General features: G+C 52.8%; 12 protein-coding genes. 1 reads left to right on the top strand and 11 read right to left on the bottom strand.

Features of this window, described 5'->3' with window-relative positions:
• Positions 1-36: 36 nt before the first annotated feature.
• The 11 genes from AC0YOB_RS05520 to AC0YOB_RS05470 all read right to left on the bottom strand — a co-directional run bounded on the left by AC0YOB_RS05520 (position 37) and on the right by AC0YOB_RS05470 (position 14906).
• Complete coding sequence (locus AC0YOB_RS05520) at positions 37-690, bottom strand: TetR/AcrR family transcriptional regulator (protein ID WP_475791913.1); 654 nt, start codon at positions 688-690, stop codon at positions 37-39.
• Positions 691-791: 101 nt separating this feature from the next.
• On the bottom strand, positions 792-1172 hold the full coding sequence (locus AC0YOB_RS05515) for an ACT domain-containing protein (protein ID WP_475791912.1): 381 nt from the start codon (positions 1170-1172) through the stop codon (positions 792-794).
• A 143-nt stretch (positions 1173-1315) separates the two neighbouring features.
• Positions 1316-2704: an ABC transporter substrate-binding protein gene (locus AC0YOB_RS05510; protein WP_475791911.1), complete on the bottom strand. Its 1389-nt coding sequence runs from the start codon at positions 2702-2704 to the stop codon at positions 1316-1318.
• 132 nt (positions 2705-2836) lie between these two features.
• Positions 2837-3817 (bottom strand): carbohydrate ABC transporter permease, encoded by a 981-nt coding sequence (locus AC0YOB_RS05505; RefSeq protein WP_210040156.1) that lies wholly within the window; start codon positions 3815-3817, stop codon positions 2837-2839.
• On the bottom strand, positions 3814-4710 hold the full coding sequence (locus tag AC0YOB_RS05500) for a carbohydrate ABC transporter permease (protein WP_475791910.1): 897 nt from the start codon (positions 4708-4710) through the stop codon (positions 3814-3816). The genes AC0YOB_RS05505 and AC0YOB_RS05500 overlap by 4 nt, the downstream gene beginning before the upstream one ends.
• Positions 4707-6890 carry a DUF5696 domain-containing protein gene (locus tag AC0YOB_RS05495; RefSeq protein ID WP_475791909.1) on the bottom strand — a complete coding sequence of 728 codons (2184 nt, stop codon included), beginning with the start codon at positions 6888-6890 and terminating at the stop codon, positions 4707-4709. The genes AC0YOB_RS05500 and AC0YOB_RS05495 overlap by 4 nt, the downstream gene beginning before the upstream one ends.
• A 40-nt stretch (positions 6891-6930) precedes the next feature.
• A complete protein-coding gene (locus AC0YOB_RS05490) occupies positions 6931-8946 on the bottom strand; it encodes a YIP1 family protein (RefSeq protein WP_475791908.1) in 2016 nt (671 codons plus the stop codon).
• 27 nt (positions 8947-8973) lie between these two features.
• Positions 8974-9831, bottom strand: coding sequence for a carbohydrate ABC transporter permease (locus tag AC0YOB_RS05485; RefSeq protein WP_475791907.1), 858 nt, complete (start codon positions 9829-9831; stop codon positions 8974-8976).
• Between the two features lie 4 nt (positions 9832-9835).
• Positions 9836-10804 carry a carbohydrate ABC transporter permease gene (locus AC0YOB_RS05480; RefSeq protein ID WP_475791906.1) on the bottom strand — a complete coding sequence of 323 codons (969 nt, stop codon included), beginning with the start codon at positions 10802-10804 and terminating at the stop codon, positions 9836-9838.
• A complete protein-coding gene (locus tag AC0YOB_RS05475) occupies positions 10801-13767 on the bottom strand; it encodes an extracellular solute-binding protein (protein WP_475791905.1) in 2967 nt (988 codons plus the stop codon). The genes AC0YOB_RS05480 and AC0YOB_RS05475 overlap by 4 nt, the downstream gene beginning before the upstream one ends.
• Entirely contained in the window at positions 13764-14906 is a 1143-nt protein-coding gene (locus tag AC0YOB_RS05470; protein WP_475791904.1) for an ABC transporter ATP-binding protein, read from the bottom strand. Before AC0YOB_RS05470 ends, AC0YOB_RS05475 begins: the two co-directional genes overlap by 4 nt.
• A gap of 317 nt (positions 14907-15223) precedes the next feature.
• On the opposite strand from AC0YOB_RS05470, the gene AC0YOB_RS05465 reads away from it, so the two are divergent.
• On the top strand, positions 15224-16324 hold the full coding sequence (locus AC0YOB_RS05465; protein WP_475792309.1) for a copper amine oxidase N-terminal domain-containing protein: 1101 nt from the start codon (positions 15224-15226) through the stop codon (positions 16322-16324).
• Positions 16325-16508 lie beyond the last annotated feature (184 nt).

Here is a 16508-nt window from a genome sequence, read left to right as displayed (position 1 = left end):
TGATTGATACGCAAGTCAATATAAAACCAAAAAAAATTATTGGGGTTTAAATAACGAAACGGCCGATGCCACCACTTGATCCAAAACCTTCTCTAACTGCTCTCTCCGGGCCGATGGCGCAGTCCCTTGCGCGGTAAGCTCCTGCTGCACCTGATCCAAATAACTCATCCCTTGAGATACAGACCCCCAGAACTGCACAGCCATCAGACTGGCGTCACCCTGCTGAATCGTGCCCTGCTCGATACCCTTATCAATGGCAAGAGTCATTGGATGCATGAAGTTTTTTATCCACTCGAATGGAGAAACTTCTCCTGGCGTGTACAAATGATGCACATCCAGACTGATGCGCATGTAAAACCGTTGAGATACAGGATTCTCCAAAACCCGTTCGCAGACAATCTGCGAATAGTTTCTGAACAGCTCAAATGTAGAGCCATCTTGCTCAAAGTAGGTCTTCGTAAACTGCCTGGACTCCTCCATCATGTATTCATACAGCTCGCGGAACAAAGCCTTCTTATTCTTGAAATAATAGTAAACCAGACCATGCGCAAGTCCCGCCTGATCCGCTATATCCCCCATCTCAGACGCCAAGTAGCCTTTATCGACATAAACGCGGACAGCCGCCTGCAAAATTTCTTGTTTACGCTGCTTGCGAATGGCTTCATTCTGCTCTCTGGTACGTGGAGACATGTCATTATCCACCTTTTTCTTTGACTTTGACAGTAGTCAAAATTATAGAGAAGCAGAATCTGTATTGTCAACAGTCTATAATATGTGACTAATCATTATGTCTAGCTGTTGAATGTATGCCCTGCATTCTGCAGCACCAGTTTCGCCTTTGCCAGGAAATGAGCTTTCATCAATATGTAATCCGTGTTATAGGTTGAAATCGCAAAAATGCTTATCTCATTTTCCGCCAATGGACGGGCCAGCGAAGATAAGATACCCGTTAATCCGAAATCCAGCACTCCTTCTACCATGATGCATTTCCAATTATGCTCGATATCTGTTGGAGCGTCATGGGGGATATTGGAGGCAGGACATACAATAGAAAGCTCGTCATTTGTGCGTGTTATAGACAACAGTTCGCCGCTGCTTGCCCATGACGGAACCTCTTCTGTCGGAGGCAGTTTCACAATTGAAAAAAGAGTGTCCAGTATGGTCAGATTCATATTCCTTCTCCTCCTCATGGCGTAAATTCAAGCTTTTTCTATTTCGGATTATACTAGGCCCAACTCCCGGTCCGCAACTCACAATTAAAAAAAAGACTGACCTTACGGCACATGGCCCGGGTCAGTCTCCAGTCACACTGGTCTTATTGGGTTAAGGTGGCGCGAAGCTCAGCAGTTTTCTTATTCCATGCTTCCGTTTCCGGAATAATATCGTTGATGTCGCGTTCGCCAAAAATAATTTCGTTCAAAATGTTGTTCCAGTTGTATTCGCTCCATCCCGGAACGGTAGCGCCTGGCTGGATGACGGCATTTTTCTGGGCGATTTTCACGGCTTCGATATTCTTGTCCTGCCAGATAGGCGCTTGATCGTAATAAGCGGTCAGCTCGGGGTCGGCCACGGATGCGTTTGCTCCCTGATCGATCTTCCACTTCTGCGCTTCCATCGTGAATTGAAAGCTCAGCCATAGGAACGCTTCTTCTTTATGCTTCGAACCGGCCAGCAGCGAGAGCGGCCCGTATATCGAATAACCTGGTTGACTGACTTCGCCGCGCGGGAACGGCAGTACATCCCAGTTGAACTTGGCGTTCTTTTTCAAATCCGGCAGCACCCAGTCTCCGCCGATCGCGAAGCCGGTTTTGCCGTTAATAAATTCCCTCGTTACGTTGCCCGATGCGGTTGCGGCCGCGTCGCTTTGCATTGATCCATCCTTCGTAACGAACTCCTGGAGCCACTTCACGTCATTCATCACGTCAGGCGTAGCCATCACGCTTTGCGTGAAATCCTCGTTCATATATTGCAGATTGGCCGCGTGGCCGTCCGCAATCGCTTTCGTGCTGAGCAGGCGCATCTGGATCTCGGGCTGGGTCGTGACACCGTATTCGCCCGCGTCGGGATCCGTCAGCTTCTTGGCAATCTCGCGGAAGTCGTCATATGTCCAGTCGTTCGGCGGCATATCCACACCATGCTTGGAGAGCAGATCCTTATTTACCAGGACCCACATCGGCACATCGACCATCGGCACGGCCAGCTTCTTGTTGTTGAACGTCATGGTATCGAAAAAGCCCTGGGGCAGCGAAGCTTCCTGAAAAATCGGACTGCTGTCAATATACGGGGTCAAATCCTCAACCAGGCCATTCTGCTCGAATGTAATCAAATCCGCATCGATCTCCGTCACATCCGCAGGCGTGCCCGCAGCTTCTAGCGCAGCGATGATTTCCATAATCGACTGTCCGTTGACCGGAACCTGCTCGATCGTGATCCACGGATATTTTTTATGGAACAGCTCATACAATTCATTGTAAGTGCCGTCCTTCCATGAAATGAACTTAATGGTGACGGGATCATGTTCCTCCGCTACGGCCGGCTCGTTATCCGCCCCGGTGGCGCTGTTTGTTTCGCTTGTGCCGCTTGCGTTGCCAGGAGCCGCAGTATTGCCGTTCCCGCCGCTATTTCCCCCGGAGCAAGCCGTTATAATGATGGATAATATCAAGACGATACTGAGTATCCCTGCCGATTTGCGTTTGTTCTTCATTTCTTACTTCCTCCCCAAAATGGTTTCGCTTGCATTCATCTTCAAACGAAAAGTCCAAGCCGGTTGACGGCCCTCATCATTTCATGTTGTTCGGGCATCACTCCCCTCGTTTCGATTCTCCTTGCACACCTTCTATTCCACGATCCCGGTTCGTTCAATACCGGTAACGAACCAGCGCTGCAGAAACATGAAGATAATTATAGGCGGCAAAATGATCAGGAACGCCGCGGCCATTTTGGTACCTTCCGTGACCGGATTATTGGTGCCGTTGGTGTTGCCCAGCAGCGAAGGATTCAGTACGTCCTCCAGATTGTCCAGGCGGATCGACAATGGCGTGAATCCCTTGGCAAGAAACATCGACGGCTCGTAGTACATGTTCCAGTACCAAATGAATGAGAACAGAAACACGACGAGACAAGCGGACCCGGCAAGCGGCAGCATGATGCGGAAGAACAGGCGGAACGTCGACGCCCCGTCCAGCTTCGCGGCTTCCTCAAGACTCAGCGGCTGTGCCCGGAAGAACTGCCGGAAGATCAGGATGAATAGCGCGCCCTTGAGGCCCTGCCCGAAGATCGCCGGAACAAGAAATACGAAGATTGAATTAAGCAGGCCGAGCTTGCTGAAAATGACGTACAGCGGAATGATGATAACCTGCGGCGGAATAAGGAAGGTCAGGATGACAAGCGCCGTAAAAAGTCCCTTGAACGGCACAGCCAGCCGGGCGAGCGCATAGCCGGTCATAGCGCAGATCAATACTTGCGCCAGCGAGCAGGACAGAGCGATCAAGGCTGTGTTTCTCAGCGCTTCCGGATACTGCAGGCCCTCCAGAGCCTTGGTGAGATTCTCCCAGGTCACCTGGCGCGGAATCCATTTGACGGTTGGATCGAGCAAGTCGCTGGTGTTTTTGAACATGGTGCTCACCATATAGAGAAGCGGCTGCAGATACAGATAAGCGACGATGGAAAGCAGGAAGAAGATGATCAGCTTGGCAAGCAGGCCGTCCGACAGATTTCGTCCCATGACCAGCATTTTGACCTTCTGGGTTTTGCGGTTCCAGACCAGCATGCGCGTTTGTTTTCTCGCTTTCTCGATCCACAGTCCGGTATTATTCATAAGTTAGCCCTCCTCGTTTTCATGCTCCGGGCGAACAGCCACAGGACGATCGCGATCAGGACGAAGATGAACCCGAAATAGATCCAGGCCAGCGCGCTGGCATAACCGTAGCCGGTATCGATCTTGAACATGTTGTCCTTGATATGCTTGAGGACCGGATTCAGCGGAAATGTGAACAGGTCGATGATCGTGTACAGGACGTTCAGGCTGATGAACGGCACGCAGGCCGGCAGCGTAATCTTCCAGAAGCTGTCCCAGGGGGATGCTCCGTCGATCCGGACCGCCTCATAAATAGATGGCGAAATGGTCTGAAAGCCTGCGATAAAGATGAGAATTTGCACGCCTGAATACCAGAGGATCAGAAAAACCCGGCTCAGAACGTCCATGACGGTCTTGGCAAACTCGGCGCCGATGTACTGCTGAACGAGCGGCTCCAGGTTGTATTGGTCGAGGAACGGGATTTCTCCCGCCCCTTGCGCGAACAGCTCGGACAGCACCTGGCCGGTTGCGAAAATAACAGGCAGGAAGAACAGCGCCCGGTAGAGGAACCGCCCGGGAAATTTCTGGTTCAGCAGCACGGAGATCAGCAGCGCGAATATGACGATGATCGGAACCATCAGCAGCGTCTGCTGGAAGTAGGTAATCAGTTCAATCGGAAAGACATTGTCCTTCAGGAAGGCGTCCCGGTAATTTTGCATGCCAAGCCAGTCATATTTGAATCCGCCGGGAACGACGGCGACTTTGTGAAAAGACATGAACAGCGACCAGCCGATCGGAATGGCGACAAACAGGCAGAAACCGATGATCCACGGAAGCATGAACAGCAATCCCGTACCGTAAAGCTTCGAGTGATAGAGACGCGCATCCCTCTTGTTCGCTTTTACCTCGCTCATGCGCCTCCTCCCTTCTCGACCTCGAACGTTTTGGTTCCGTAATCGACGATAACTTTGGTTCCGTCTTCGTACGTTGTTGCGAACCGGCTCGCGGACAGCTTCTCATGACGGATGATCTTCTGCGCGAACACGCTGGCGAGCGAATCGAATTTGCCGTACTCTTCGACGATCCGGCTCTCCCATTTGGCGAAGCTGCTGCTGTAGAGAAAATCAGCATCCGTGTTCTTCAGCTTGCGGGAATCGTCATGCGTGATGAAGAACGAGGGAACGGCCCCGTATTCGATCGCCTTCAGAAACTCCGTCTCCGCATCGTCCCGCAGATTGCCCTCCTCGAACGAGTACGGCACATAGCCGTGCAGCACGATCGGGTAGAACGGGACGGTCTCGTCGATCATGAAATCATAGCTGGAATCATAGGGGAAATAATCGATATAATCCGTTTGTCCGATCGTATACGCATTGCCCCGTGTGACGCCGGCCGAGCCGAGCGTCTTCCTGGTATAAGCCAGAAGACCGTCGTATACGTTCTTCGTGAACTCTCGCGTCAAGATCCCCGAAGGCTCATAATCGTTGAACACGATCTCGCCAAGCCCGTTGTAGTGAATGCCGGATACGCCGATTTTCTTCAGCTTGTCGATCGTGCTCACGGCATTTGCGACGGTCAGAACCGGCTTGCCCAGGTACCAGCCTTCATCGATGAATGCGGTACCGTCGATGGCCCGAACGGCATAGTTCTTGCCAGATGTCGATGAGTGCTCGTCATACCAGACGAAGTCGTCCTGGAAGAAGACGTCAGTTCCCTCCCCCTTCATCTTCGACACGAACGCCTGAGCGGCGGACTCTCCGCCAAGCGCCGGTTCGACCGGAAAGCGCTTCTCCATGTTATAGTCGCCCTGGTTCTGCCAGCCGTAGAAAATGACTTTGGAATTCGCTACTCCCTTGCTGCGCAGGCTGTCGACGATATCCGCCGCCTGGGGGAAAGTAGTCGCAGCCACATACTGCACCTGGCTGTAGGCGATCTGATAATTACCGCCCATGATTTTCAAATACAGCGGAATGTGATCGACCGGCTCCAGCGTTTCCTTCAATCGGCCGGTTTCTGTCAAATAATCGCGGTATGCGTTGGCCATGCCGGTGTAATCGGCGTCTTCCCCGCCCAGAAACCGGTATTCCAATTCGCGGTCCCGGTTGAGCAGCTGCTTCTGGACCGCTTTGGCCGGAGCGGCGAGCCGGCTCATCTGATACAGATATTCCTCGCGGTAGATCTGGCTGGAATAGATGTTGAAGAAGGACGATTTCAATCCTGGCGCCATGGCGGCTATATTGGCCGAATCGTCTCCTCCGGTCAGGACGGCGAGGAACGCGTGGTCGCCCTTTTTCAGGCCGAATACCGGATAGGCAATATCTTCCCGCCGCTCCCCGGCCCGGGTCCAATTGGCCGTATTCGTAATTTCCGATCCGTAAACCTCATGAATATAGCCTCTGGAGATATCCGCATGGGCGGTATCGAAACGGATGAGCCCTCCGGGGCCGTCGGGTACGAACAGATAGCCATCCTCATTCACCGCCGCCGCGCCAAAATATGGGAGCAGGTCGAGGGAGAAGACGGCGTACTCCCCGTCCTCCCGAATGCCGTCCGCCGGTACGCGCACTTTTAACCCTTTGTCCGACAATTCGTATTGAATGGCGAATCCAAGCTGCTTCTCCGGAAATGAGTAGGCGATTTGAAGTCCGGCACCGGTTCGGGTCATCACGGCTTGCGTGCCGGGGCTTTCTCCATTGAGCACTTCCCTGATCGTCTGATCCACCCCGCTTGTCTTGACATAGGTCAGGATGAACGTCGATTTCAGATTGGAGAGCAGCTGGCCTTTGACGGTTTCCTTGGTCAACTGCTGCCCGGTGGGATTGCTGGTCCACCGATAGCCGGTCCTGTTGTCGACCACGGCGATTTGCGTATTGTCCGGACGGACGTACAGCTCGTACTTGTCATTCTCCATTGCCAGTGCGAATCCGTCTGCCCCCGCTGCCGGCTTCCACGCTTCTCCGTCGTACAGCGGCGCGTGAACCGGCTCCGGCACGTCGATACCCGCGTCTGCAAATGTCTCCTCCGGGGACGGCCCTCCGCCGCGGGCCGGAATGACGACGATCAGCAGCAGCACAGCGGCAGCAAGCACGATCACGGATATCAGCTTTACCCGAAGGGATTGCCGCTTGATAACGTTATTGATAGAAACTCACCTCTTTGTAGAGCTGATAGAAGAAATCGTACAGGTTGAAGGACAGACCGAACACGATGAAGCCGAACAGCCAGATCGTGCCGATCGTGAACACGGTGACAGCCGTATTTTTGAGCGTTTCCAGGAAATCGAAATTATGAATGACCTGGGTCATGACGATGAACATCACCACAAGCCACAGCACCATCGCCGAGTTCAGGGAGCCGATAATTACTTTCTCGTCCAGCGTAACGATATTGGACAGGATCACGATTGGAACGGAGAAGAACAAGTAAGGCGCGAGCGCATAAGTGCTGCCTTGAACGACCTCCCTGAACCTCCCTTCTCCGTCCTTGACGCTGCAAACGAGATAATTGGCGATGATCCAGGTCAGCCATGGAAGCACGAACAGGCCCAGCTCATTGCGCAGGTTGATCTCCATCAGATCGACGGGATGGAACAGGAAGCCGGTCCCATAGATCGTCGCCAGCTTGACCCCGAATACCGCGACCAGAAGGAGGATGATAATCCACGGCGCGACACGCGCCTCCTTCAGCCGGTAGAAGCCCTGATAGGGATGAATCATGACATAACCGAAGTTCCGCAGATCGGCAAGCGGCCTGCTCCAGGCAGGGGGAAGCGGATGTCTGCGCAGGAGCCTGCGGATTCCTTTCATGCCAAAATGGATCAACAATCCCAGCCCGACCAGGCATAGGAACAGGACGACGAAGTGTTCCTGAAGCCATTCCAGCCGAATTTGCCAGAACGCTTTGGAATAACCGTCCGTATCGAATGCCGTCTTCATGAACTTCAGCGCTTCGCCGTCATTATTCTCATGCAGATAAACCTTGCCGAGCCCCTGGAACGTGCCGTTGTACATGTCATTGCGGGCGTAGACCCTGTCCCAGTAAGGCTTGCTCTCTTCATATTTGCCATCCGTGTAGAGCACGAGCGCCTGGAGGACGTCGCTGCCGAATTCGGTGCGGACGTATTTGTGCACGGTCTTGGTCAGACTGTCGGATATCCAAATTCCATTATGCGAATCGACGCCGATGCCTGTCGGATAACCGAGGACGCCGTACTGCTGCGTCTCCTTGTCGACAAGTCCGAACGCAAACAGCGCATTGCCGCTGCGGTCGTACAGATTGATGCGCTCCGAATCCAGATCGACATTGTACAGAAACCCGTCCTTGTCGACCGCCATATCCACAATGCCGTGGCCGTTCTCCAGTGTTTTGTTCTTGAAGGCGTCCACGCCCCCGGCATTCAGCTTGCGGATCGCTCCCTGGCCGAAGCCGGCCGCTGTTGACGTATAGATGAAGCCATCGTCATCCAGCGAAATATTCGTAATTGGTCGGGGCAGGCTGGCCGTCTCCTTCGCCAGCTGCTCCTTGTTGAGAATCAGCTTCTTCAGCCAGTTAAGCAGCGTCTGCTGCGCCTTGTTGGCTCCGAAATAGCCCATGAACTCCCCATCGCCGTTCAGGCGGACGAGACCTTGATAGGAGGAATTCAGCGCAATGTACATCACGCCGCGGCGGTCGACGACGAGCTTGTTCGGCACGAAGTGCTCGGAGCCCAGAAGAGCCGAATCCGGCTTCTTGTATTCGCGTTCGAACGCGCCGTCCGAATCGAACACCGCAATTCGCTGATTGCCGGCATCCGCCACATAAACAAGGCCTTCCGGGGTGACGAATACACCCTCGGGCGAGCTGAGCTGCCCGATCCCTTCCTTATCTCCAATCGTCCTCTCCAGCGAACCGTCATTGTTCAGCACGATGACCTGGCCCAGCTCCTTGTCGGCCACATACACCTTATCGTCCGCTGCCACATGCAGATCGACTGGCTCACCGAAGCGGGCGGAATAGGCATCGGCCGGCGTATAAATCGGCTGGATCCGGAACCACGAGGACTGGTTGCTGTCGAAGTAGCTGGTTATATAGGGAAGCCGGGCATACATGGTATCAGGCACGGCGAGCAAGGCCGTCGCTGCCACAAGCAGGCAAGCAATCCATTTCTTCATCGCTTCAGACTTCCTTTGCTGATGAAATTACTTGATTCCGGAATGAACCATCGTCTCCAGCACTCTCCGCTGGAAGAGCAGGAATATGAGCAGGTTTGGAATAAACATAAGCAGACCGGCAGCGGCGGCCATATTTTGACCGGCCACATTGTTCTGGAGTCCGCTGAGCAGGCTGTTGACATAGAAAGCCAGCGTTCTCATCGCCTCCTTTTGCATGAACAGGGTCGATGTCTCCACATCTCCCCATACGCCCTGGAACGTGAAGATCGAGATGGTTGCGATGGCGGGCACGCAGAGCGGCAGCACGATACGGATGAAAATGCCGAAGTGGCTGGCCCCGTCAATCTTGGCTGCCTCCACCAGATCGTTCGGAATCTGCGAGACGAAGCCGACCAGCATGAACACCGCGACCGGCGAAGCCAGAGCAGGCAGAACATGCCCGAAATACGTGTTGTTCAGCCCGATTCCATTGATGATGAGATATCGCGGAATCGCTACCGTCTCCGGCGCAAACATCAGTGACAGCGTAATGAGAGCCATGATCAGATGTTTGAAGTGAAACTGGTATTTGGCGAGCACATACGCCGCCATTGTGCTGACGACGATGACGCTGATCAGCGTCAATGCCGCCACGACCATACTGTTGAACAGATAACGGGTAAACGGAACCGTCGCATTCGATGCGTGAAGAAACAGCGATTCGAAATTGCGAAACGTCGGATTCTGCACGAAAAACCGCGGCGGAAACAGAAAAAGCTCATTCTGCGGCTTGAAGGCATGGTTCAGGATGAAAATGATCGGCAGCGACATAAAGGCCGCAAGCGCGGTAAAGACGGTGACAAGAATGATCTGAAACGGCGACGTTCTGCGGAGTCTTCGAATCATCGTTTTATAGTTCCTCCTTCGATCCGAACAGCCGGTAAGCGAATCTCATGGCAAAATAGCTGACGATCAGCAGCATGACCGAAATAGACGAAGCATAGCCGAGCTGGAATCGAATGAATGCGTAATCGTCGATATGGTTGATGATGAGATGTCCCGCGTACTGGGGGGTGATCGCCATTCCCGTCAGCTGCGTGGAGATGCTGCCCGCTTTGAGCGTCGAGACGATCGTCATGACGGCGCTGAACAGCAGCTGCGGCTTCATGGAAGGAATGGTGATATAGAACACTTCCTGAAGCCGGTTCGAGATGCCATCGATGCGGCCGGCTTCGTACAGCTCCCGGTTTACCGTCTGCAGCCCGGCCAGCATCGCGAGAAAGCCGACGCTAAAGCTTACCCATAAGGAGACGACGATCATGATAATCATCAGGTACTTGGGATCCTGCAGCCAGACGATCGGAGCTTCGATCCACCCCATTCCAAGCAGAAACTGGTTAACGTAGCCGACGCGGTCGCCGCTGAAAGCGGCGATCCACACGACCGACAATGCCACGGCTCCGGCCATCGAAGGCGCGTAGAAGGCCAGCGTGTAGTAGTCCCTGATTTTGATCGGCAGCTGATGGATCAGCCAGGCGAACAGAAAGGCCAGCACATAACCGCCAGGACCGACAATCAGTGCGAACAAGAAGGTGTTCGGCAGCGCTTTGGTCAGGAAGATAATATCCTGCGTAACAAGCCCGATATAATTGTCAAAGCCGATGAAATGCAGCGATCCGAAGCCGTCATAGGAAGTGAATCCAAGTGTGGCAGCCATCGCCACCGGAATAACGATGAACACGAGGAAGCAGATCAGGAACGGCGCAAGGAACAGGTAGCAAAAGGCGTCGCGCCGGATGTCCATCCAGAAACGGTTCAAATTCAGCTTAATCGCCGGGGACCGCTGTGCCTTCATGCCGGGAGAAAGCTCTGTCTTCATGAGTCCGGTTCCTCCCATTCGTAAGGTTCGTGGATTTGCGGGACCTGCAGGTCCCTTCCGTTTATGCCGAAATCCTTCTGCCTGCTGTCCATTTCGCGCTGCAGCGACAGCTGCGCCTGCTCCAGGGACTCCACGGCGGGCATGCCGTCAAATACCGTGCGGTTCCAGGCGAATTCCATCTCCCTGCCAAGGAAGTAGTACCCCGGGACGTTGGGCATATTCTTGGCCCAGCGGGCTTGCTCCCGCAGCGCTTTCAAATCTTCGCCGGGCCAGTTCAGCGATTGCATCGCTTCTACATTCGCCGTGTTCCAGTGGAATTCGAGGCCGTAGAACGACTCAATGTCATTCGCGTACCGGGCCTGCACCTCGCCCGAAGTCCACCATTTCAGAAATTCCCAGGCCTCGTCCTTCTGCCCGCTCTTCTTCATGATCATAGCGGCAGACAGCCCTTGCGGCGACCATCTGGCAACCTCGCCATCCGCTTGTCTGATGCCCGGGAGTGGAGCGATTTTCCAATGGCCAGTAATCTCCGGAGCGGCTACGAGCAGCTGCACATACGTATTAAAATCCGAGACTCCGATCGGAATGTCTCCATCGCGGAAATGCTGGAAGAAGGCCGGAATGTCGATCGGTAAATTGTATTTCGTGAACAGTTCAGTCCACATTTTGAAAGCCTTCTGGCCGTCATCGCTCATCAAATCGGTTCTAAGCCCATTCGCAGCGTAGGGCTCGGCGCCGTTCTCGAAGAAGAGCGTCGAGAAATCGCCTTTTGGAAAATTCATCGTCATCCCGTTCTCCTGCAGCGTCGGCAGAATATCGAAGACATCATCCCACGTATCCGGAACCTTCAGGTGCAGATTCTCCAGGATGTCCGAGCGGTAGAACAGGATCTGGAAGTTCTGAACCTCGGGAACCCCGTACGTCCCGCCGTTATACGTGAGCGCGCGGCTGACTCCGGGGATGAACCGCTTGTTCACCTCTTGAAACCCCTGATACTTTGACAAGTCCTCCACCGCATCCCGCATCGCATAGTCGGCCGGTGTCGCTTCGCCGATTCCCAAGGCGACGTCAGGCACGTCCCCGGCAGCATTTCCCAGAATAAGCATGTTTGGATTCGGCATCAGGTTAATATTGACCTGGATGCCCGTCTTCGGGGTGAAATCCTGGTTGACCATCTCCTGCAGCAGATCGACATAATCGCGTCCCCGCTGCACCCATACTGTCAATGCCCCGTCTTCATTGCTGCTGCTCAGATCGTAATCCATATAGAAGGAACGGGCGAAGTCCGTTAGCGTGTAAGGAATTCTCGACAGTGTAGTCGGCACCTTCAGTCCGGTTCTGGTATCCGGCGTGCGCAGGACAAGATAATCAAGCAGCAGCGGCTGCTGGGTCAGCGTGGACATCCAATTGCCGATATTGCTCTGGATGGTCGCGAAATCGTTGATCTTGTTCGGGATTTCGTTCACGTCCGCCAGCATCTTGTCCAGAAGGTCAACCGAGCCTTTGATTGCTTCCGACAAGTCGGAATTTTTGCCGTTCAAGCCGTTGATATATTCGCGGATATCGGATAACCGCTGGATGAACGCTTGTATTTTCGCGGCTGCATCAGGGTCGAATTTGACCATATCCCAGGTCCGTGTGGAATCCATATTGGCATCGAATGCCGATTTGCTGTAGTTGCCGGTAATGAGCCGGATATGCTGGTCGAAAGCCGCAATCTGCGACAGCGTGTCCTTCAGAGCCAATGTAATCGGCTGCAGCTCCGACGAATCCGCGATCATCCGGATCGTATGGGTTCCTTGTTCAAGATAAAACCGGAAAGGCTTGCCCTGCGAGTCTGCCAGCGTTGTAATTGCGAATTCCTTCGTGAAGTCGAGGCCGAAGTGAAGCATTTCCTTGAATGGCGTCCTGCCGTCGATCTCGATCGTACGATAAGCCTTGAAGCCGGGACGATAATTCTGAACATTTTTCAAATCAATCTCATAATAGCCGTCAGCCGGCACCGTCATCTCCCATTCGACCCACTCGCCGGGCACACGCCATCTCTGCCCGCCGAGCACATTGTAGGTGATCCGGCCCTTTGGATCCGGCGAAATATATGGCTCTGACCAATGGTCCGTCTGGATCGTCAAGCCGGATTTCCGTTCGAACTGCTCCGCTTCGGTCAAGCCGTACCAGTTCTCCTGTGCGGCGGGGACCGGATGCGCCATTTCGTATTCCGCATAGGACGGGAGAGGCGTCTGAGCCTGGAACGTGATTGCGCGCAGTGCAATCGGTTCCCTCTCGCCAACCAGTCTCAGGGTGTGTTCCCCCTGCTCGAGCCGGTACAGGAGGGGTCTTGAGGATGCTGTATAATCCGACACGACTTTGTTTGTCCATCCGATCAATTCAGTCTGCTGCGGGCGGATCTGCATGCCGGCCTCATTGCGGTCGTAAGGATATTTGGCGTCCTTCCAGTTTCGCTCCAGCTCGATATGCTCCGATTCGAGAAAAGGAAAGCGTCCATCGATCTGTACCCCGCGGACTGCGGATGTATTGCCCCCGGCAAGCGGTTTGTAATCCAGATGAAGCTCGTACCATCCCGTCGTTGGGGCGTTGAACCTCCACTCCACCCAGCCTTCCGCGCCGTTCCAATTCAGAATGGCTCCATCCGGCCCGTTCTCTGCAGCGAGCTTCGTTTCCGCAGCTGCAAGGGTATAAGCTGCCGGGTCAATCGCAATCGTCTGCAAGTCCAATGCTTCGGCGGGATGATTCATCATCTCCTTGACATACGGCAGCTGTGCGCCGGCATCCTTGAACGCCATCAATTGGGAAGCGCTTACATTCGAAGCGTAGCTAACCGATTTCTTGCCCGAGAACCAGTGATACCCGCCGAATGCGATTGCCGCAACCAACAGCAGCCGGATGGCGATCCGGGTAAATCCCGGGATGCGGAAGATGCGTAAACCTCCGGACTGCCTCATCCCTCATCTCCTCCGGCCGCGAGGGAAATACCCGTATTTTCGTCGAAGAAGTGAACCTTGTTCATGTTAAAGCCGACAAGGAGCTTATCGCCCGGCCTGTATATGATCTCGGGATCCGTGCGTGCAATGATCCTCGTTTCACCGATCAAAGCATACACATAGGAATCCGCGCCAGTTGCTTCCATCATCTGCACGGTGGCAGGCACGAAGTCCCTGTCCTCTTCCCCATTCCCGTCACCGGAAACCTCCGCCTTCAGGAAGGCGTTCTCCGGACGCACCCCGAGCACGACATTCTGCCCGGACCTCAGTCTGTCCCCGAAATGGGCATTGAACGTATCGGGGAGCAGCAGCTTCATCCGCTTGTTGGAGAAATAGAGCTGTCCCTCTTCGCGCAGCATCGTGCCGTCAATGAAGTTCATTTGCGGCGATCCGATGAAGCCGGCGACGAACAGGTTGGCCGGTTCGCTGTAAAGCTGCCTGGGCGGCGCTACCTGCTGGATAATTCCATCCTTCATAACGACGATCCGCGTACCCATCGTCATCGCCTCCACCTGGTCGTGGGTGACATAGACCATCGTCCGCTTGAGGTCGCTTTGCAGCTTGATGATTTCAGCGCGCGTCTGGGCTCTGAGCTTGGCGTCCAGATTGGAGAGCGGCTCGTCCATCAGAAATACCTGCGGCTCCCGGGCGATCGCGCGGCCCAGCGCAACCCGCTGCTTTTGGCCGCCGGACAGCTGGCTTGGCTTGCGCTCCAGAAGATGCGATATCTCCAAAATTTTAGCCACCCGGTTTACCCGCAGCTCAATTTCGTATTTCGCCGTTTTGCGCAGCTTAAGTCCAAGCGCGATATTCTCGAATACCGTCAGATTGGGATACAAAGCGTAATTCTGAAACACCATTGCGATATCCCTGTCCTTGGGGGAAACATAATTAACGTATTTCCCATCGATGTACAGCTCCCCGCTGCTGATTTCCTCAAGGCCTGCCAGCATGCGGAGCGTCGTCGATTTGCCGCAGCCTGAAGGCCCGACCAGTACAAGGAACTCCCCTTCCTCGATGGACAGGTGAAAATCGTTGACGGCCGGACGGGATTCGCCTTTGTATCGCTTGAATACATGATGAAATGCAATGCTACCCACCTAAATTCACCTCTCTCCTATACTTTTCTGCGGCTTGCCTGCATTCATGTTACCGTAACGGCGTACAGACAAGAATGAGTGAAACTTGGCTTTTGCAGTCTGAAATTGTCCTCTTCATTAGAAGCGGCTGCGCCGTCCTCGCACACTGAGGGTCAAGTGAGGATATTCAGCGTTAGCCAATTCTAATGAAGGTACCAAAATATGCAACTTCCGGATTTTTCTAACGTCTAAAAATTAGTTCGTAAATGATTTGGAAATCTATGAAATCTTAATAATTACTACGCTAGAATGAATAGGAGCATGATTCAGTGAAAAAAATGGTTAAGATTGCCGGCTTGTTCCTTGCTGTTTCAAGTCTCGCAGCTTCATCTCAGGTTTTTGCAACAAATAGTATTAAGATTAGTATTGATAACAAAATGATTAAAACTGATGGCACCCCCGATATTACAAAAGGAACAACACTTGTTCCTTTAACCATTATCAAGGAACTGGAAGGCGTTCATTTTGCTTGGGACAATTCTAATAAGACGGTGACCATAGTAATGGATAAGCAACAATATGAATTAAAAGTCGGAGACGCATTTGCCACAAGCGAAAGCAGAAAATATCCATTACCGACAGCAGCCACTTTAAAACAAAATCGGGTCATGGTCCCTCTCAGATTTGTAGCTGAAATATCAGGCTCCTCTGTGTCCTGGGATCAGGCAAAGCAAACGGTTTTTATAGATCAATCAAATAAACAGGAGGCAGCGGCCAGCAATCCACCTGTCAGTCAACAAAAAACGGCCACAATTAAACTCGAAGGCTCCATCTATACCATCCCGACTGCAGGTAAAGCATTAAAAAAATATAGTTTTGCAGCAAAAACATCAAAGGGTATCGTATGGTCCCCAGCTCCCGGCACATCAGGATCTAAAGAAACCATATATTATCCGGCAGATCCATTTACCTTCTATCTAAGTGATCCTAGTATTCATAATCTGAATATTAAACAATCAAAAAAACTGTTCGAGTTGCCCCCAACGGATGAAAATAATTATATGATTTTAAACGGTTTATACGGTGCAGGCGATTATGTGATCTATCACACTTATTTGACAGGGAAAGGAATGGCACAGGCATTTAAATCGCAAGCATGGGTCATGAGAATCACAGATCCTCAAAGCAGCCAAGAAATTGAATCCTTTCATTCTGCAGGTGGATATACTCATTATTTTGGAATCATTCAACAAGATGGCATCTATGTTTCGTTAAGTGACATTCCAGGAAATGCAGATGGAAGCTATGACCACGAAGTCATTGTCTATATACTTGCAACAGGCAAAAAAGAAACTATACAGAAGTATAAGTTGGTAGACGGTTCGATCGAGTTTCAATATAACGGTAAAAACTATACAGCATTCTTAAAGCAAGTCTGACTATTTGAGATCATTAAATGTCCGGATCGGATGTGAATGAGGTTTCCGCATGAAAAAAGAAGGTCCCGCATTTAAGCTGGGACCTTCTCTTTGAGTTTGGGGCGGGCATAATATCCGGCCTTTCAGAAAGCCCGGTTGGGCGGATGATTGCTTCGTCGGTCCAATCGATATGAACCTGCCGCGA

It is taken from the genome of Paenibacillus sp. JT31N17 (assembly GCF_056269255.1).
Note: the sequence above shows the minus strand (reverse complement) of the source record. Positions and strands in the feature narration are given on the sequence as shown.